The organism is Oceaniovalibus sp. ACAM 378 (assembly GCF_008085915.1).
In the GTDB taxonomy this organism is placed as follows: Bacteria; Pseudomonadota; Alphaproteobacteria; order Rhodobacterales; family Rhodobacteraceae; genus Oceaniglobus.
Genome location: NZ_VSJK01000002.1, coordinates 81770 through 99074, shown reverse-complemented (window position 1 = coordinate 99074; position 17305 = coordinate 81770). Strand labels below are relative to the sequence as shown.

15 protein-coding genes are annotated in these 17305 nt (G+C 62.7%); 14 read left to right on the top strand and 1 reads right to left on the bottom strand.

Annotated elements, in window-relative coordinates; all coding sequences use genetic code 11:
- Window positions 1–34: 34 nt before the first annotated feature.
- The 3 genes from FQ320_RS02435 (at window position 35) to FQ320_RS02425 (ending at window position 4569) form a co-directional block, all read left to right on the top strand.
- A complete protein-coding gene (locus FQ320_RS02435; protein ID WP_148469705.1) occupies window positions 35–2866 on the top strand; it encodes a molybdopterin oxidoreductase family protein in 2832 nt (943 codons plus the stop codon).
- Between the two features lie 90 nt (window positions 2867–2956).
- A complete protein-coding gene (locus FQ320_RS02430; protein ID WP_148469703.1) occupies window positions 2957–3697 on the top strand; it encodes a 4Fe-4S dicluster domain-containing protein in 741 nt (246 codons plus the stop codon).
- Entirely contained in the window at window positions 3697–4569 is an 873-nt protein-coding gene (locus tag FQ320_RS02425; protein ID WP_148469702.1) for a DmsC/YnfH family molybdoenzyme membrane anchor subunit, read from the top strand. Before FQ320_RS02430 ends, FQ320_RS02425 begins: the two co-directional genes overlap by 1 nt.
- Window positions 4570–4645: 76 nt before the next feature.
- Here FQ320_RS02425 and FQ320_RS02420 read toward each other — a convergent pair whose 3' ends face one another.
- Window positions 4646–5677, bottom strand: coding sequence for an FAD-binding oxidoreductase (locus FQ320_RS02420; RefSeq protein WP_148469699.1), 1032 nt, complete (start codon window positions 5675–5677; stop codon window positions 4646–4648).
- Window positions 5678–5737: 60 nt separating this feature from the next.
- On the opposite strand from FQ320_RS02420, the gene mnmD reads away from it, so the two are divergent.
- The 11 genes from mnmD to FQ320_RS02365 all read left to right on the top strand — a co-directional run bounded on the left by mnmD (window position 5738) and on the right by FQ320_RS02365 (window position 17191).
- Window positions 5738–6421 (top strand): tRNA (5-methylaminomethyl-2-thiouridine)(34)-methyltransferase MnmD, encoded by a 684-nt coding sequence (gene mnmD, locus FQ320_RS02415; RefSeq protein WP_148469697.1) that lies wholly within the window; start codon window positions 5738–5740, stop codon window positions 6419–6421.
- A complete protein-coding gene (locus FQ320_RS02410; RefSeq protein WP_370513007.1) occupies window positions 6421–7293 on the top strand; it encodes a DMT family transporter in 873 nt (290 codons plus the stop codon). The genes mnmD and FQ320_RS02410 overlap by 1 nt, the downstream gene beginning before the upstream one ends.
- 319 nt (window positions 7294–7612) lie before the next feature.
- Window positions 7613–8584, top strand: a complete 972-nt coding sequence (locus FQ320_RS02405) for a tripartite tricarboxylate transporter substrate binding protein (RefSeq protein WP_187393747.1) — start codon at window positions 7613–7615, stop codon at window positions 8582–8584.
- A 54-nt stretch (window positions 8585–8638) separates the two neighbouring features.
- Window positions 8639–9115, top strand: a complete 477-nt coding sequence (locus tag FQ320_RS02400) for a tripartite tricarboxylate transporter TctB family protein (protein WP_148469692.1) — start codon at window positions 8639–8641, stop codon at window positions 9113–9115.
- Window positions 9116–9124: 9 nt separating this feature from the next.
- Window positions 9125–10618, top strand: coding sequence for a tripartite tricarboxylate transporter permease (locus tag FQ320_RS02395; RefSeq protein WP_222861562.1), 1494 nt, complete (start codon window positions 9125–9127; stop codon window positions 10616–10618).
- Between the two features lie 104 nt (window positions 10619–10722).
- Window positions 10723–12180, top strand: a complete 1458-nt coding sequence (locus tag FQ320_RS02390) for a sulfatase-like hydrolase/transferase (RefSeq protein ID WP_222861561.1) — start codon at window positions 10723–10725, stop codon at window positions 12178–12180.
- Window positions 12177–13319, top strand: a complete 1143-nt coding sequence (locus FQ320_RS02385) for a mandelate racemase/muconate lactonizing enzyme family protein (RefSeq protein WP_148469690.1) — start codon at window positions 12177–12179, stop codon at window positions 13317–13319. Before FQ320_RS02390 ends, FQ320_RS02385 begins: the two co-directional genes overlap by 4 nt.
- On the top strand, window positions 13316–13582 hold the full coding sequence (locus FQ320_RS02380) for a UxaA family hydrolase (protein WP_148469688.1): 267 nt from the start codon (window positions 13316–13318) through the stop codon (window positions 13580–13582). The genes FQ320_RS02385 and FQ320_RS02380 overlap by 4 nt, the downstream gene beginning before the upstream one ends.
- Window positions 13579–14733 carry a UxaA family hydrolase gene (locus FQ320_RS02375; protein ID WP_148469686.1) on the top strand — a complete coding sequence of 385 codons (1155 nt, stop codon included), beginning with the start codon at window positions 13579–13581 and terminating at the stop codon, window positions 14731–14733. The genes FQ320_RS02380 and FQ320_RS02375 overlap by 4 nt, the downstream gene beginning before the upstream one ends.
- The gene (locus tag FQ320_RS02370; protein ID WP_148469684.1) at window positions 14730–15815 is read left to right on the top strand and encodes an enolase C-terminal domain-like protein; all 1086 of its coding nucleotides are present in this window, start codon (window positions 14730–14732) and stop codon (window positions 15813–15815) included. Before FQ320_RS02375 ends, FQ320_RS02370 begins: the two co-directional genes overlap by 4 nt.
- The gene (locus FQ320_RS02365) at window positions 15812–17191 is read left to right on the top strand and encodes a hypothetical protein (RefSeq protein ID WP_148469682.1); all 1380 of its coding nucleotides are present in this window, start codon (window positions 15812–15814) and stop codon (window positions 17189–17191) included. Before FQ320_RS02370 ends, FQ320_RS02365 begins: the two co-directional genes overlap by 4 nt.
- Window positions 17192–17305: the final 114 nt, after the last annotated feature.

The window sequence follows — 17305 nt, the reverse complement described above, 5'->3', positions numbered from 1 at the left end:
TCCGCTTGGCGCGGCACAGGAAGGCATCCCACCCATGACACACCATACCCAACCCGAAATCGACACCTCGCCCAAGGTGTCCGATGAGGTGCGCAAGACCACCTGTTATATGTGCGCCTGCCGCTGTGGCATCAACGTGCATATGAAAAAGGGCCAGGTTGCCTATATCGAGGGCAACCGCGACCATCCGGTGAACAAGGGTGTGCTCTGTGCCAAGGGTGCCGCCGGGATCATGCAGCACCTGTCACCCGCCCGCCTGCGCGCCCCGATGAAACGGGTGGGCGAACGTGGTTCGGGCAAGTTCGAAGAAATTTCATGGGACGAAGCCTATGACATCGCGGTCAAATGGCTGAAGCCGATCCGTGAGACCGCGCCCGAGAAACTGGCGTTTTTCACCGGACGCGACCAATCGCAAAGCTTTACGTCATGGTGGGCGCAGGCGTTTGGCACGCCAAACTATGCCGCACACGGGGGGTTCTGTTCCGTCAACATGGCGGCGGCGGGCATCTATACCATGGGCGGCGCATTCTGGGAGTTCGGCCAGCCCGACTGGGACCGCACCAAACTGTTCATGCTGTTTGGCGTGGCCGAGGATCACGATTCCAACCCGATCAAGATGGGTCTGGGCAAACTGAAGGCGCGCGGCGCCAAGGTGATCGGGGTCAACCCGATCCGCAGCGGCTATAACGCCATTGCCGATGAATGGGTGGGGATCACGCCGGGCACCGATGGATTGTTCATCCTGTCGCTGATTCACTGCCTGCTGAAGGCGGGCAAGGTCGATCTGTCCTATCTGGCGCAGTTCACCAACTCGCCGGTGCTGGTCAACGAAGACCCGAAAAGCCCGGAATTCGGCCTGCTTCTGAAAACCGACGACGGCAAGGATATGGTGATCGACCGGGTGACCGGCAAGCCCGCTGCTTTTGACCAGCCCGGGGTGCAACCCGATCTGGCCGGAACACTGCGCCGCGCCGGTATCAGCCACCGCACCGTGTTTCAGCATATCGCCGACAAATACCTGACCGACACCTATACCCCCGAGGCTGTCGCCGACCGGATCGGTCTGCCCGCCAACCGGATTCACCGGATCGCCGCCGAGCTGGCCCGCGTCGCTTTTGACGAAGCCATCGAGATTGATCAGCCCTGGACCGACTTCCGTGGCACCAAGCATGAGAAAATGATTGGCCGCCCGGTGTCGTTCCACGCGATGCGCGGAATTTCCGCCCACTCGAACGGATTTCAGACCTGCCGTTCGCTGCATCTTTTGCAGATCCTGCTGGGCAGCGTCGAAACCCCCGGTGGCATGCGGTTCAAACCGCCCTATCCGAAACCCGCCACCGCGCACCCGAAACCGCATTACAACGTCACGCCGGGCAAACCGCTGGACGGGCCGCATCTGGGGTTCACCCATGGTCCGGACGATCTGTGCCTGACCCCCGAGGGCGAACCGGCGCGCATCGACAAGGCGTTTTCATGGGACAATCCCATGTCGTCGCACGGCATGATGCATATGGTGATTTCCAACGCCCATGCCGGCGATCCCTACAAGATCGACACGCTGTTCATGTATATGGCGAACATGGCGTGGAATTCGTCGATGAACACATCCGGCGTCATGAAAATGCTGACCGACAAGGATGAAAGCGGCGAATATGTCATCCCGCATATCATCTATTCAGATGCCTACAGTTCGGAAATGGTCGCTTATTCCGACCTGATCCTGCCCGACACGACCTATCTTGAACGTCACGACTGTATCTCACTGCTTGACCGCCCGATCAGCGAGGCCGACGCCGTGGCCGACGCGATCCGCTGGCCCGTGGTCGAGCCTGACCGCAACGTCAAAGGCTTCCAGTCGGCGCTGGTCGATCTGGGTGCGCGGCTGAACCTTCCGGGTTTCGTGAACGAGGACGGATCGCAGAAATTTGCCGATTACGCCGACTATATCGTCAGCCACGAACGCCGCCCCGGGATCGGGCCGCTTGCGGGCTGGCGGATTGGCGAAACCGGGCTGTCCGAAGGACGCGGTGCGCCGAACGAGGGTCAGATCGACGCCTATATCCAGAACGGCGGGTTCTGGAGCAGCCATATCCCGGACGACGCGCTGTTCTATAAACCGTGGAACATGGCCTATCAGAATTGGGCCGTCGACATCGGCCTGTTCGACAAACCAACGCCTTATATCTTCACGCTTTGGTCTGAACCCATGCGCCGGTTCCAACTGGCTGCCGAAGGCCATGGCACCCGTCAGCCCCCCGAGCACCTGCGCGAACGGATCAAGCTGACTCTCGATCCGCTGCCGGTCTGGTATCCGCCACTGGAAGACGGCCATGCCGACCCGGTCGAATACCCGATCCACGCCCTGACCCAGCGACCGATGGCGATGTATCACTCCTGGGGGTCGCAGAACGCCTGGCTGCGCCAGATCCATGGGCACAACCCGATGTATGTCCCGACCAAGATCTGGGAGGCAAACGGGTTCAGCGATGGCGATTGGGCGCGCGTCTCATCGATCCACGGTGAGATTACCGTTCCCGTGGCGCATATGGCGGCGCTGAACGAAAACACGATCTGGACCTGGAACGCCATCGGCAAACGCGCCGGTGCCTGGGCACTGGACAAGGACGCGCCCGAGGCGAAAAAAGGCTTTCTGCTGAACCATATCATTCACGAACTGCTGCCCGCAAAGGGCGACGGGTTGCGCTATGCAAACTCGGATCCGGTGACCGGGCAGGCGGCCTGGTTCGATCTGCGGGTGAAGATTGAAAAGGTGCGCACGCCTGCGCGCAGCTATCCCGACACCGGCGAACAGGTTTCACCGGTCGGACGCGGACCGGCCAATGTTCGCCAGAAGGTGGGCTCATGAGCCGGACATCAAAGGCGGGATGCAAATTTTCGTTGAAACCTCGTGCTTCCGGCGCGGGTATCTTGATCACTAAAAGCTGGGAGAGCCGGTATGACCACGCTGCCTGAAACGACCCAACGCAAACTGGGGCTGGTGATCGATCTGGACACCTGTGTCGGTTGCCATGCCTGCGTGACCTCCTGCAAAGGATGGAATACCGAGAATGAAAGCGCGCCTTTGGCCGACAAGGACGCCTATGGTGCCAATCCTGTCGGGGCCTTCCTGAACCGCATCCATTCTTTCGAGGTGAAACCCGAAGCCGCCCCGGCACAGACCGTACATTTCCCGAAATCCTGCCTGCACTGCGAAGACGCCCCCTGTGTGACCGTCTGCCCGACCGGTGCCAGTTACAAGCGGGTGGAAGACGGGATCGTTCTGGTCAACGAAAAAGATTGCATCGGCTGCGGTTTGTGCGCCTGGGCCTGCCCTTATGGCGCGCGGGAAATGGACCCGGTCGAGAAGGTGATGAAAAAATGCACCCTCTGCGTCGACCGGATCTACAATGAAAACCTGCCCGAAGTAGACCGGGTGCCCGTCTGTGTCCGCACCTGCCCCTCGGGGGCACGACATTTCGGCGATCTTGGCGACCCCGATTCCGACGTCAGCAAATTGGTGGCCGAACGGGGCGGTTTTGATCTGATGCCCGAACAGGGAACCAAACCGGTCAACAAATATCTGCCGCCCCGTCCCAAGGATCAGGACATCGACGTCTTGGCCCCCTTTCTTGAGCCTGTGACCACCGCCCAGGGCGGATTTCTGGGCTGGCTCGACCGTGCGCTGGAGAAAGTCTGATGCATCCCGCTGCTTCTATCATCGCCTTTACCACCCTGTCGGGTATGGGCTTCGGACTTCTGGCGTTTCTGGGGCTTGGGTTTCCGGAGGTTACAGGCTGGAGTGCGTTTTGGTTCTTTTTCATCGCCTTTGCCCTGGCCGTCGGTGGGTTGATCTTTTCGACCTTCCACCTTGGCCACCCGGAGCGCGCGCTCAAGGCTTTCACGCAGTGGCGCACAAGCTGGCTGAGCCGTGAAGGCTGGGCGTCGGTCGGCACACTGGGATTGATGGGGATTTTCGCGGCGTTTCTGGTGCTGTTCGGAATCCGTCTGGCACCTCTGGGGTGGCTCGGAGCGCTGGCCTGCATGGCGACGGTTTATGTGACTTCGATGATCTATGCATCGATCCGCACCGTGCCGCGCTGGAGCCACTGGTCAACCAGCGTGATGTTCGTCGCCTATTCGCTGTCAGGCGGTGCGCTTTTGTCCGGCGAGGTGCCCGCCGCGATCCTGTTTCTGGTGCTGACCGGCATCGCGCAATTCTTTGCGTGGAAGTTCGGCGATTCCCGGTTTGCCGCCACAGGCAGCACCGCAGGCACGGCGACGGGATTGGGGCAATTCGGCAAGGTTCGCCTGTTCGAGGGGCCGCATACAAGTGACAATTATCTGACCAAGGAAATGGTTTTCGTCGTCGCGCGCAAACACTCGGTCAAGCTCAGATCGATCGCGCTTGCGCTCGCATTTGCGGTGCCCGTTGCGTTGTTGCTGTTGCCGTTTCACCATCTTCTGGCAGCGCTGGCGGTTCTGTGCCATGTGACGGGCGTTCTGATCACACGCTGGCTGTTCTTCGCCGAGGCAGAACACACTGTATCGCTGTTCTATGGGCGGGACTGACAAACTTAGCGGGGCCGAGCTTATGCCCGGTCCGCTTGAGCTGACGCCAACCTGTCAGGCAATCAGATGACTTCAGTTACCCCTTGGACGTCCCGGGCAAGTAAAACCGAAAATCCTCGGGGATTTCATCGCGTCCGTGCAGCACCAGACCGGCCATCATCGACGCCACTCCGGGCGCCATGCCAAAGCCGATCTTGAAACCGCCATTGGCCATGAAATGCCCGTCCCGCCCCGGCCATGGCCCCAGAACCGGCGCGCGACTGGCGGCGCGGGGGCGCACCCCGGCCCAGCGCGCGATCACCGGCGCATCGCGCAAAGCGGGCACCGCCGCCCGGGCACGGGTAAGCACATCGTCAAGTTGACCGTCGGTGGCAGTGGGATCGTCAAAATAACGCTCACTGGTTGATCCGATCGCGACCGTGCCATCCCCATGGGGCACCACATGCAGCGCATCGGCAAAGAGTTGCGGCGCATCGGGCATCGCCAATCGCAACAGCACGGCCTGCCCCTTGACGCCGTTCCCCGCCCCGCTGTCCAGCAATCCCGCCACGCCAGTGGCCCAGACGACCGCCCCCTGATCGTCACCCGTTGCGGTGATTTCGCAACCCTTGACCCGCAAAGCGGCCGCCAGTGACAAGCAGGCCTGCCGGGGGTGAATACGGGCGCTTAGTGTATCGTGGATCAGATATCCGCTGGGCGATGGCGGCTCCCACGGGGCGCCGGTTGCAGGCACCACACGCCACTCGGCCAGCCCCTGCCACAGCACCGCCGCTGCCTCCGTTCGCTCATACGCAAATTCCAGTGCCCGGTCATCGGCCACGGGCTGCAATCGTCCGGTGCGCCCATACCCCGATGCCAGCCCGGACACCTCATCAATCCCGGCCCAGAACCGTTCGGCGACGATCAGGCTTTCGAATTGAACCGCCTTCTTGACGTTCCAGCGTTCGGGCGTGTGGGGCGCAAGTGCGCCGACGATTCCGCCCGATGCCCCGGCCGCCACGCCGCCCGGATCGATCACCCGCACCCGCGCACCCGCCTGCACACAGGCCCAGGCGATGGAGAGGCCGAATATTCCGGCACCGCGCACTGTCACGTCGACCGTTGCCATTCCCGCGTCCCTTGCCCATTGTCCGCCGCAATTCCCGACAGATGCGGCATAGACCACCCCATGGATGCGAACCAGTCCCACCCGATCGAATGGCGTGCCGGCAACCTGCCGGTGTCGTTGCGTTTTGACGACCCGTATTTCTCGCTTGACGACGGCTTGGCCGAAACGCGGCATGTGTTTCTGGAGGGCAACGGGTTGCCCGAGCGGTTCGCACCCGGATTCCATATTGCGGAACTGGGCTTCGGGACAGGGCTGAACCTGCTGGCGACGTTGCATTTGTGGCGCGCTGCGGGGATCGGCGGGCGCCTGCGCTTTTCCACCTTCGAGGCGTTTCCCCTGCCCGCCGAGGCCATGCAGCGTGCCCATCTGGCGTTTCCCGAACTGGCCGACCTGTCGCGCGAACTGACGCCCCTGTGGGAAAACGGCCCGGGCCGCATCACCTTGCCGGATCTTGAGTTTCACCTGATCCCGGGAGATGCACGCGACAGCTTGCCAAAATGGCCGGATCAGGCAGACGCATGGTTCCTTGACGGCTTTTCTCCGGCCAGGAACCCCGAACTCTGGTCGCCCGATCTGCTGGCCGAAGTCGCCCGCCATACTGCGCCGGATGGCACTGCCGCCACCTATACCGCCGCCGGGGCCGTCCGCCGCGCCCTGAGTGACGCCGGTTTCACGGTTGAGCGTGTCGCAGGTTATGGACGCAAAAGACATATGACCCGCTGCCGGAAAGACCCCGCCCTGTGATGAAGAACGATACAAAGCTGGGCATCACGCTGATGATCTGCACGACGGTGATTTTTGCTTTGCAGGATCTTCTGTCGCGGCATCTGGCGGCGAATTACAACGTCTATGTCGTGGTGATGCTGCGATACTGGTTCTTCGGAATTTTCGCCGTCACCATCGCCACCCGTCGGGCAGGCGGGCTGGCTGCCGCCGCCCGGTCGCGTCACCCATGGGTTCAATTGCTGCGCGGCTTGTTGCTGCCTGCCGAGATCTGCGTGATGGTTGTCGCCTTTGTGCAACTGGGGCTGGTGGAATCCCATGCGATTTTTGCCGCCTGCCCGCTGCTGATCGCGGCGCTGTCCGGCCCGGTTCTGGGTGAACGTGTCGGCTGGCGACGCTGGGCGGCAATCGGGGCGGGATTTTCGGGAATTCTTGTCATCCTGCAACCGGGCAGCGCGCTGTTCACCCCTGCCGGTTTGATCCCTTTGGCGGCGGGATTTATGTTTGCGCTCTATTCCCTGCTGACCCGGTATGTGGCCCGGGGCGACACCGCAGCGACCAGTTTTTTCTGGTCCGGCGTCATCGGGGCCTTGGCAATCACCCCGATCGGTCTGTGGTATTGGGAGCCGATGACACCGGGCGATCAGGTGGTGATGGCCGCGCTCTGTGTGCTGGGTGCCCTCGGGCATTTCCTGTTGATCAAGGTCTATGAGGTGGCCGAGGCCAGTGCGGTGCAGCCCTTCGCCTATCTGCATCTGGTTTTCGCGACACTGCTGGGCATTCTGGTGCTGGGCGAAGATCTGCGCCCTGCCGTGGGGTTGGGCGTGTCCATGGTGGTGGCCGCAGGGCTGTTCACACTTTGGCGCGAACGCCGGGCAAAACAGAGAAGTTAGCGCGGGGTATCCCCTTCACGGACCATCCGCAGGCGATCAAGCAGATCGACCTTTCGAGTGGACATTGAAAGGTCGCACGGCGTTCGCCGAACACTGATCCACCGTCGACGTGCCGATATCCCGATTCCGCCAGCGCCAGCCATGCAGCCGGCCGTCGATCCGCTGGTCTCAACCGGATGTCGCGCCAAGGCTGTCGTGGTCCGCCTGTTTCGCCCGGGCGGCTAAAACCGGTTGATTTATTAAATGCACCTTCATAATGTTAAGCGTGAATAAGGTTATATAAAATAATCTATTGCTTATGCTGATCGGGGAGGATCAAATGAGAAAACTATTGGGACTGGCCACCGCTGCCTTGCTGGCAACGACGGGTGTCGCACTGGCTGAGTGGCCGGAAAAACCCGTCAGGCTGATCGTGCCGTTCGGCGCCGGAGGCACTTCGGATCAGGTTGCCCGCGTCCTTCAGGCATCGATCGAGGACGCCGATGCGCTGAGCCAACCTGTGACTGTGGTCAATGTCGGCGGCCATTATTCCATCGGCGCACGGCAGGTGATGGAAAGCGATCCCGACGGATATAACTTTGTTATCATCCACATTGCCCTGATGGGCGGCGAAGGCACCGGTGCACTGGACTTCAGCTGGCGTGATTTCAAACCGGTCGCTGCAACGGGTGAATTCTGCCTTTTACCAATGGTCCGAAAAGACAGCGGGATCGACAGCGTCGGTCAGCTTTTGGAAAAGGCCAAGGCCGAGCCTGATACCCTGATCATGGGGGTGAATATCGGTGCGATCAACCATCTGGCCGGGGTGATGTTGCAGGAAACACTGCCCGGTGCAAAGTTCCGCTTTGCACAGGTCGGCGGCGGTACGGCGAACTTTACCGCCCTGACCGGAGCACAGACCAATCTGACCGTGCTGTCAGGCGCCGAGGTGATCAACTTTACCCTGCTGCCCGATGGAACGGACAATCCTGAAAGCCAGATCAAACCGCTCGCCTATACCGGACCCGAACGGTTTGAGGGCCTGCCGGACATTCCGACGGTGACGGAAGAAGGGTTCGACATGACGTTCTGCATCAAGAACTGGATTTTTGCGCCCAAGGACACGCCACAAGAGGCTGTCGATGGTTTTGCAAACGCCGTCGGCGCAGCGATCAAGACGGAGCGGTATCAGAAATTCCTGGCCGACAAGGGGTTCTCGGAATCCTTTCTGACCGGTGACGCGCTGCAGGCCGATCTGGACGCGACCTGGAGCGCAATCGAGCCGGTGGCAAAGCTGGCTGCCCAGAACTGACCACTCAGGCGCGTCCCGCAACGGGGCGTGCCAACCTGTCATTCCGGGGTATCCATGGAACGTCGTCCGTTCACCGAAATCGGTGTGTCCACCCTGATCACCCTGATCTGTGGTGTCTTTCTGGTTCAGGCGCTGGCCCTGCCCCCCGGGCGGTTCGAGCCTCTGGGTTCTGGCCCGGTGCCCATATGGACCTCGGTCATCGTGATCCTGTGTTGCGTTACCGTGATCCTGCGGGCCGCCCTGTCGCTGCGCGGTATCGATGCGGGCGCCGCAATGCGGGAAGAGTTTTCGGGCGGCAACCCGATGGGCGGCGTTGTCGTGATGGGGCTGACCCTGGCCTATGTTGCCGCGCTGCAGCTGAAACTGGCGGGGTTCGGGATCATCACCTTTGTCTATCTGCTGCTGTTGATTCTGGGGATGGAAGGGTTTTCGCGCCGCCGCATCCTGCCCGCCCTGATACTCGCGGCGATCACCGCCTTTGGTGCGCAATACGTCTTTACCGAAATCTTCGTCGTCGACCTTCCGGTCTAAGGGGGCACTTTGGATCTTCCGGCACTTTTCGGCGCCATCGGCCATATCTTTGAGCCATGGACGTTTTTCATGCTGTTCATCGGCACGGCGTTGGGCATTGTCGTGGGGGCGATTCCGGGGCTGTCGGGCGCGATGCTGATCGCGCTGACGCTGCCGCTAACGTTCTATATGGATCCATTCGATGCGGTGGTTCTGCTGATCGCCATGTATGTCGGCGCGATATCGGGCGGGCTGATCACTGCCACGCTGATGCGGATGCCGGGCACGCCCGCGTCCGTGATGACCACACTCGACGGATACCCCATGGCGCGGGCGGGCAAGCCGGGGCGCGCGCTGGGGCTTGGGATAACCGCATCCTTTGTCGGCGGGCTGGTGTCCTGGGTCGTGCTGCTGACGATCACACAGCCCCTGTCAATTCTGGCAACACGGTTCGGCCCGTTCGAGTATTTCACGCTGATCATGATGGCGATGGTATTGATCGCCTCGGTCTCCGAGGGATCATTGGTCAAGGGGCTGATCTCTGGCCTGCTGGGGATGTTGGTGTCGATGCCGGGGGTTGATCCGTCGTCGGGGATGCCCCGGATGACCATGGGGTTCTATCAACTGAACGGCGGATTGCAGCTTTTGCCGGTGCTGATCGGCACCTTCGCCGTGTCGCAGGTGATCAAGGATTGCATGGATCGCGCCGACATGCCCGAGCGTAACAAGATGAATACATCGGGCATCCTGATGTCCCTGAGCGATCTGAAACGCAGCGCGGGCAACTTGCTGCGGTCGTCGTTTATCGGAACATGGATCGGTATCCTGCCCGGGATCGGCGCCAGCATCGGATCGGTCGTCGCCTATACCGTGGCCAAAAACGTCAGCGACAGGCCCGAAGAATTTGGCCATGGGTCCGAAGAAGGCATCATAGCATCGGAAGCGGCGAACAATGCCACAGTAGGCGGTGCGCTGATTCCGCTGATTGCCATGGGCATCCCCGGCAGCGTGATTGACGCCATTCTGATCGGCGCACTGACCATCCATTCGATCCAGCCGGGACCAACCCTGTTTCTGACCAACAACGACATTGTGTGGGGCATGATCGCCGCGGCACTGCTCGCGAATATCCTGATGTTCATCCTGATGACCTCGACCGTGAAACACATTGCCGGGCTGATCTATTTGCCGAAAGCGTTCGTATTGCCGGTGGTGATGATGTTCTGCGTCATCGGCAGCTATGCGTTGAACAACACCATGTTCGACGTCTGGGTGATGCTGGTGTTCGGTGTGCTTGGCTTTTTGATGGAGAAGGCGCGCATCCCCTTGGGCCCTTTCGTGATCGGCTTCGTCCTTGCGCCCTTGGGCGAAGAAAAGCTCCGCTCGGGGCTGATGATGACCGGCGGAGATTATTCGCCCATCCTCACCCGGCCCTTCCCGCTGCTGTTCACGGTCATGGCGGTAATCCTGCTGGTCTGGCCCCTCATCGCTGAACGGCGTCGCAAGTCGAAGGCCGCGAAATGAACAACCCACTGCGTTGCGGCCATCCACCTGCCACCCCTTGAACCCATCGAACCCTCTGGCCGTTCGCGTGAACGCGGATCCAAAGAAGCAGTACAGGAGAATGAATGATGCCTGCGAAGAACCTCTTGTTCCTGTTTTCCGATCAGCACGCCGCCCGCGTCATGGGCTGTGCGGGCGACGCCCATGCCCAGACACCCGCGCTTGACGGGTTGGCAGCGCGGGGGGTGCGGATGACCAACGCCTATTGCCCCTCGCCAATCTGCGTGCCCTCGCGCATGTCGATGCTGACCGCCTGTCATCCCTCGTCGCAGGACTGCTGGACCAACGACGATGTGCTTGCGTCAGAGCGGCCCACATGGCTGCACGCGCTGGGCGCGGCGGGGTACAAACCCGGCCTGATCGGGCGCATGCACTCGGTTGGGCCCGACCAGATGCGCGGCTACGCATGGCGCGAAGTGGGCGATCATTCGCCAAACTTCCCCGGCAGCACATGGCATGACATGGGCCCGCTGGACGGGGCCAACGACCCCACACCGAAAGGCCTGATCGCCTGCGGCGCGGGGCAATCGGCCTATGAGGTCAAGGACCGCGACGTGACCACCGCAGCGCTTGCCGCACTGGACCGGATTGCCGAGACAGGCGATCCGTTCTGTCTGACGGTCGGTTTCATGCTGCCCCATGCGCCCTATGTTGCGGCACAAAAGTGGATCGACCGGTATCTTCACAGCCTTCCGCCGCCCGAAATCCCGCCCGGGCAGGATGACACCTGGCTGACATGGTGGCGCGCTAATCGCGGGGTCGACAACGTGCCCGAGCGCAAGTCCCGCCTTGCCCGCGCTGCATACTGGGGGCTGGTGGCGGTGCTGGATGAAATGATCGGGCAGATACTTGATCGGCTGGATACGCTGGGGCTGCGCGACGACACGCTGATCGTCTATGCCTCGGATCACGGCGATCATGTGGGCGAACGCGGCGTCTGGTGGAAGCACACGTTCTATGACGAAAGCGCGAAAGTGCCGGTTATCCTGTCCCTGCCCGGCACCCTGCCCATGGGCGAGGTCTGTGACCGGGTGGTCAGCCTGATCGATCTGTCCCAGACGATGCTCGAAGCGATGGGCGCCGACCTGCTGCCACAGGCGGACGGACGGAGTTTCTGGCCGCTGCTGACTGGCGCAGCGCAGGGCTGGGACGATACCGTGTTCTCGGAATATTGCACCGATGCGGTTCCGGTCTGGACCGGCGGGCGGGCGGTTCAACGGCGGATGGTGCGGCGGGGCAGTTGGAAACTGATCGTATCGGGAGAAGAAGAACCGCTTTTGTACGATCTTGCCAACGATCCGCAGGAGATGATCAATCTGGCAGGTGATCCCGCCCATGCTGACACCCTGACCGATCTGACCGCGCTGATCACCCGCGACTGGGATGCGGGCGCGGTCCGTGACAAGATGCTGGCACGGCGACAGCGCAAAGACATTCTGGCCGCCTGGGCGCGGGAAACTGCTCCTACCGGCACTCATATCTGGCCGCTCGACCCATCAATGAACCGTCTGGATACGCAATGACCGCAGCCTTGAAACGTCTGAATATCTACCACTTCCGCCATGAACTGGCACAGCCGATCGCCACCGTCATGGGCCCGATGACCCACCGCCCGGCGCTGCTGGTGCGGATCGAGGATGACGATGGCGCGGCGGGCTGGGGTGAAATCTGGTGTAATTTTCCACCCGACGGCGATCTGCACCGGGCCCGCCTTGCCGCAAGGGTTGCCGCGATCGCGCTGAACGGAATGACGGCGGACACCGATCATCCGTTCCGCCAGATTATCGCCCGGCTGCACCGGCTTGCCATCCAATCAGGTGAACCCGGCCCTGTCGCGCAGGTCGCCTGTGGGTTTGACATTGCGCTGAACGATCTGGCCGCGCGGCGCGCTGGTGTGCCGCTGGCCGTGCATCTGGGTGGCAAGGTGCGAGAGCTGCCCGCCTATGCCAGCGGCATCAGCCCTGACAAGGCGCCCGCTCAGGTCGAGAGGATGCGCGCGCTGGGCTTTACCCGGTTCAAACAGCGCATCGGCTTTGGCCCAGACGAGGGCCTGCCCGCCGCCGAGGCGACCGCGGCCGCATTGCACCCCGGCGACCGTCTGATGCTGGATGCGAACCAGTCCTGGGATATCGACCGCGCCCTGACCCAATGCGCCCGTCTGGCGCCGCTTGGCATTGACTGGATGGAGGAACCGCTGCCGGTTGACGCCCCCGCCGCCGACTGGGCAAGGCTGGCCAAAGCGGCTGAGATGCCATTGGCCGGGGGCGAAAACGTCACCGGAGACAGCGCCTTTGCCGAAGTGATCGCCAGGGGCGCGCTGCACGTTATTCAGCCCGACATCTGCAAATGGGGCGGGCTGAGCACGACGCGCGACATTGCCCGCAACGCGCTTGCGTCCGGGCGCAGGTATTGCCCACATTTCCTTGGCGGAGGTGTCGGGCTTGTCGCTTCGGCGCATCTGCTGGCGGCGGTGGGCGGCGACGGATTGCTTGAGGTGGACAGTTCGGAAAACCCGCTGCTTGACCATTTTTCGGGGCACGGCGGGGGTCTGATGCTGGAACAGGGACTATTCCCGCTTGCCGACGCACCGGGACTGGGCTTCACGCCCGACGTCGGCGGGATGGGCGAGTTGCTGCACGATCACACCGAGGTGCAGCTATGACGCCCAGCGCAATTCTCCTGCATCCCGACGACACGGTGATCTGCCTGCTGCGTGACCATGCGGCGGGGGCGGTTCCGGTGCTGGCGGGTCTCGTTGCGCCCGCGCTGCACTGCGACATTGCCTTGGGCCACAAGATGGCGCTGATCGCCCATGCCAGCGGGGCACCGGTGGTCAAATACGGCGCGGTGATCGGCCATGCGACCTGCGACATCGCGCCGGGGGATCATGTGCATCTGCACAATCTGGCCGGAGTGCTGGCATGACGTTTCAGGGGTTTCCCCGCACCACTGGTCGCCCCGGCACCCGCAATCATCTTGTCGTGCTGTCGGTCTGCGGGCTGAATGGGCCGGGGGCGCGGCGGGTGGCGGCGGCGCTGCCCGGGTCAGTGCTGATCGCATCACCCTATGGCCGGGGGCATGTGGGGCCGGACCGTGTCTTTCATCGCCAGATGTTATGCGCGCTTGCCAGCCATCCGAATGCGGGCGCGGTGCTGGTGCTTGCCCCTGATGACGGGCTTGGCGCGATATTCGGCGAGGCAGTGCGCAATGCCGGCCGCCCGGTGGCCGTGTTTTCCCTGCAATCATGGGATGAGGACGGCACCGCAATGACCGCCGCCGCGATCAAGGCCGGGCAGGACATGCAGGGCGATCTGGCCCGCACCGCCCGCGCGCCCTGCCCGCTGTCCGATCTGTTGGTCGCCATGGAGTGTGGCCATTCGGACGCGTCATCGGGCATCGTCGCCAATCCGTTGACCGGAGATTTCGCCGACCATGTGATTGCCGCAGGCGGTGCGGCGGTATTCTCGGAAACGCTGGAATGGCTGGGCTGCGAGACGGGGTTGGCCGCCCGCTGTACCATGCCCGCCATGGCCGAACGCCTGCTGACGCTGGTGGCCGCGCGCCATGCCATAGCCGCACAGGCCGGGCACAATCTGCTGATCGGCAATCCGGGGCCGCAGAACCATAGCGGCGGCATCACCACGCTTGAGGAAAAATCGCTGGGTGCGATTTCAAAGGGCGGCACTTCACCGATTTCCGGCGCATTGGCCGAGGGCGAACCGATCCCCGGCCCCGGCCTGTATGCCATGGATACGCCAACGCTGTCGCCGGAATCGATCACTTCGATGGTTGCCGGAGGGGCGCAGCTTGTGATTTTCACCACCGGTCAGGGCAACCCCTATGCCAGCGCGCTGGCTCCGACGATCAAGCTGACCGGCAATCCGGCAACCGCCGCGCACCTGCCCGGTCAGATCGATTTCGACGCCTCACCCGGATTCACCGGCGCGCGCACCCGCGCCGACCTGTTGCCTGAACTGGTGGCATTGGCATTGCGGATCTGTTCCGGCGATACGACCGCCGCCGAACGCAATGGTGACGGGGATGAGGTGATCAGCCGTCTGGGCCCGTCCGTATGATCGCCTTGCGTTCGGCCCGGCTGTTTCCCGTTCAGGTAACCCCAGTCACGACATGGCTGTTCACCGAACTGACCGACATGGATGGCCATACCGGCTGGGGCGAGGCGACGCTGGCCGGGCAAGAGGCACAGGTGATCGCGCTGGCCGAGGCGATGTTGCCGGGCCTGCGCGCCATTCCCGACGGGTTTCAGGCGACCCTGCCCTTTGCCACGCTGGCACAGGCGGCGCTGTCGTCGTCGCTGATGCAGGCCGCGCGTGATCTGGCGGCGCGGCGGGCCGGTCAATCGCTGGCGGATCATCTTGGCGGGACGAAAACCGTCGGTATTGGACTTTATGCCAACTTCAACCGCCGCACCCGCGACCGGTCGCCAAAGGGCATGGCGTCCAGTGCGCGTGATGCTTTGGCCGCCGGGCACACAGCGTTCAAGATCGCCCCTTTCGATGAGGTTTCGCCCACGCAGGACCGCGCCGCGATGCGCGTCGCCATGGAGATCGGACTGGCCCGTGTTGCAGCGATCCGCGATGCGCTGGGCGATGCCCGGCTGATGGTCGATTGTCACTGGCGGTTTGATGCGACGGGCGCGGACGATCTGATTGAAGCCTGCGCGGCGCTGGCTCTGTATTGGATCGAATGCCCGATGGTGGAAACCCCCGAAACCATAACCGAGATTACGGCGCTGCGCCGTCGCGCCAACGCCAAAGGCATGCGCCTTGCCGGGCTGGAAACCGCGATACTTGAACAAGGGTTCGCGCCTTGGGTGGCGGCGGGGGCCTATGACGTGATGATGCCCGATGTGAAATACGCCGGCGGACCGGACGAGATGCTGCGCATTGCCGCCAGTTTTGCCGATGCCGGTATCGCGTTTTCGCCCCACAACCCCAGCGGCCCGGTGTGCCATGCTCATTCCATGCAGCTTTGTGCCGCGCTGGGAAATTGCGATCTGCTCGAGATGCAGTTCGACGAAACCCCGATGTTCGATACCCTGTCGCGCCACGCCCTTCCCCGCCCGAAGAACGGACAAGTGGATCTGCACGGCATGGCCCCGGGTATCGGTATCGACCTGCAGGAGACCGCCGGATGATCCATCCCTTGGGAATTACCGTCATGCCCGAATACCCCCAGTCCGAAGGGATCGACCGGGTTCTTGACAATATCGCCGGACTGGCGCGGGCGACGTCGATCACCACATCGCCCTATGTCGCGGCACTGGCACCCGAGGGGGTTGGCGACCGTGAACCGCCGGGCGATGCGGGGCTGGGCAAGAAACGGCTGCTGGACCGGGCGCTGTGGGGACGGCGCGAATTGTGGATGACTGCCGCGCCCAGCTTTGTGCCCGACGTGGGCCTGTATGACGGGCTGCGGTATCGCCCGCCCGACGCGACGGAACTGACCAGGGCCGAGGGCGCGACCGTGGGCCGGTTTCTCGACGCGGCAAGGGATCGGGGGGTCGAGACCTGGTTGCAGGTGCAGGCCGCCATGCCGCCCTGTATCCGCGTGACGTTCGGGGGGCCGCTGCCGGGGGACGAGCCGTTGTTGCCAGATGGCCGGGTGTTGCGGCCGAGGGTCGACAACAATGCCTCGCTTGCCGCGCCCGATCTGCGGGCCTATCTGCGGGCGCTGACACAGGATTTGTGGCGCAATTATCCGCAGGTGGATGGGCTGAAATTCGACTGGCCGGAATACCCCTGTTACCATTTCGACGCGCTGTTCTTCGATTTCTCGCCCCATGTGGCGCCCATCGCCCGGGCAGCGGGATTCGACATGGAGGGTATCGCCGCCGGGGTGCGCGGGTTTCTGGCCGAACTCGGCAATGGTGCTGCCCGCCATAAAAAGATCGCGCTAGACGGGTTCGACGGGTTCCGTGACAGCCTGTTTGCCGCCTATCCCGCACTGGAGCAGATGATAGCCCTGCGCCGTGCCGTGGTGACCGATTTCGCCGCCGCCCTTCGGGCCATGGTGGACGAGGCATCCAAGGGCGAGTGCAAACTGTTCCTGCCCGGCTTCCCGCCGCCCCTGTCGACCGGAACGGGTGCCGATCTGGCAGCGCTGGCCCCCCATTGCGACGGGCTGGGCATCAAGATGTACACAATGCACTGGCCACTGATCGAGGCGGATTTTCTGAAAGCCCTGACCACCCGCGCCGATTTCGCCCCGGCTCAGGTCGCGCTGGCGCTAAGCCGGATCATGGCGTTGTCACCCGCCACACCCCGCGATCCGGCCGCGATCCTGTATCCCGGACCTGACGAAGCGCACCCGGCAGCATCGACCGATCTGGCGGCCAAAATGGCGGCAGCGCGAATCGAGGCGCCCGGTGTCTGGGCAATGGCGCATGGATACGGACCGCTGGACGATGTGATGCGCCGATACGATGCCGTGGCGGACGGGCCGGTACAAATGAACCGATATGGCTACCTTTCGGACGAAAAGCTGGCCGCGATGGGCGCACGCCGTTCATAACGGTAGAGGGCACGGAGCACGACGCATCGACGGATTGGTCCAACCGAATTGGTCTGGACAGATGCGACACTGTGCCATATTGGTTGGACCATTAAAGCAAATACCGGGAGGAGA

Excerpts from the sequence above, each read along its gene's own strand:
- FQ320_RS02375 (WP_148469686.1), top strand. The coding sequence starts at position 13,579 with ATGACGTTTCAGGGGTTTCCCCGCACCACTGGTCGCCCCGGCACCCGC.
- FQ320_RS02380 (WP_148469688.1), top strand. The coding sequence starts at position 13,316 with ATGACGCCCAGCGCAATTCTCCTGCATCCCGACGACACGGTGATCTGC.
- mnmD (WP_148469697.1), top strand. The coding sequence starts at position 5,738 with ATGGATGCGAACCAGTCCCACCCGATCGAATGGCGTGCCGGCAACCTG.
- FQ320_RS02435 (WP_148469705.1), top strand. The coding sequence starts at position 35 with ATGACACACCATACCCAACCCGAAATCGACACCTCGCCCAAGGTGTCC.
- FQ320_RS02420 (WP_148469699.1), bottom strand. The coding sequence starts at position 5,677 with ATGGCAACGGTCGACGTGACAGTGCGCGGTGCCGGAATATTCGGCCTC.
- FQ320_RS02410 (WP_370513007.1), top strand. The coding sequence starts at position 6,421 with ATGAAGAACGATACAAAGCTGGGCATCACGCTGATGATCTGCACGACG.
- FQ320_RS02405 (WP_187393747.1), top strand. The coding sequence starts at position 7,613 with ATGAGAAAACTATTGGGACTGGCCACCGCTGCCTTGCTGGCAACGACG.
- FQ320_RS02430 (WP_148469703.1), top strand. The coding sequence starts at position 2,957 with ATGACCACGCTGCCTGAAACGACCCAACGCAAACTGGGGCTGGTGATC.
- FQ320_RS02425 (WP_148469702.1), top strand. The coding sequence starts at position 3,697 with ATGCATCCCGCTGCTTCTATCATCGCCTTTACCACCCTGTCGGGTATG.
- FQ320_RS02370 (WP_148469684.1), top strand. The coding sequence starts at position 14,730 with ATGATCGCCTTGCGTTCGGCCCGGCTGTTTCCCGTTCAGGTAACCCCA.
- FQ320_RS02400 (WP_148469692.1), top strand. The coding sequence starts at position 8,639 with ATGGAACGTCGTCCGTTCACCGAAATCGGTGTGTCCACCCTGATCACC.
- FQ320_RS02385 (WP_148469690.1), top strand. The coding sequence starts at position 12,177 with ATGACCGCAGCCTTGAAACGTCTGAATATCTACCACTTCCGCCATGAA.
- FQ320_RS02365 (WP_148469682.1), top strand. The coding sequence starts at position 15,812 with ATGATCCATCCCTTGGGAATTACCGTCATGCCCGAATACCCCCAGTCC.
- FQ320_RS02390 (WP_222861561.1), top strand. The coding sequence starts at position 10,723 with ATGATGCCTGCGAAGAACCTCTTGTTCCTGTTTTCCGATCAGCACGCC.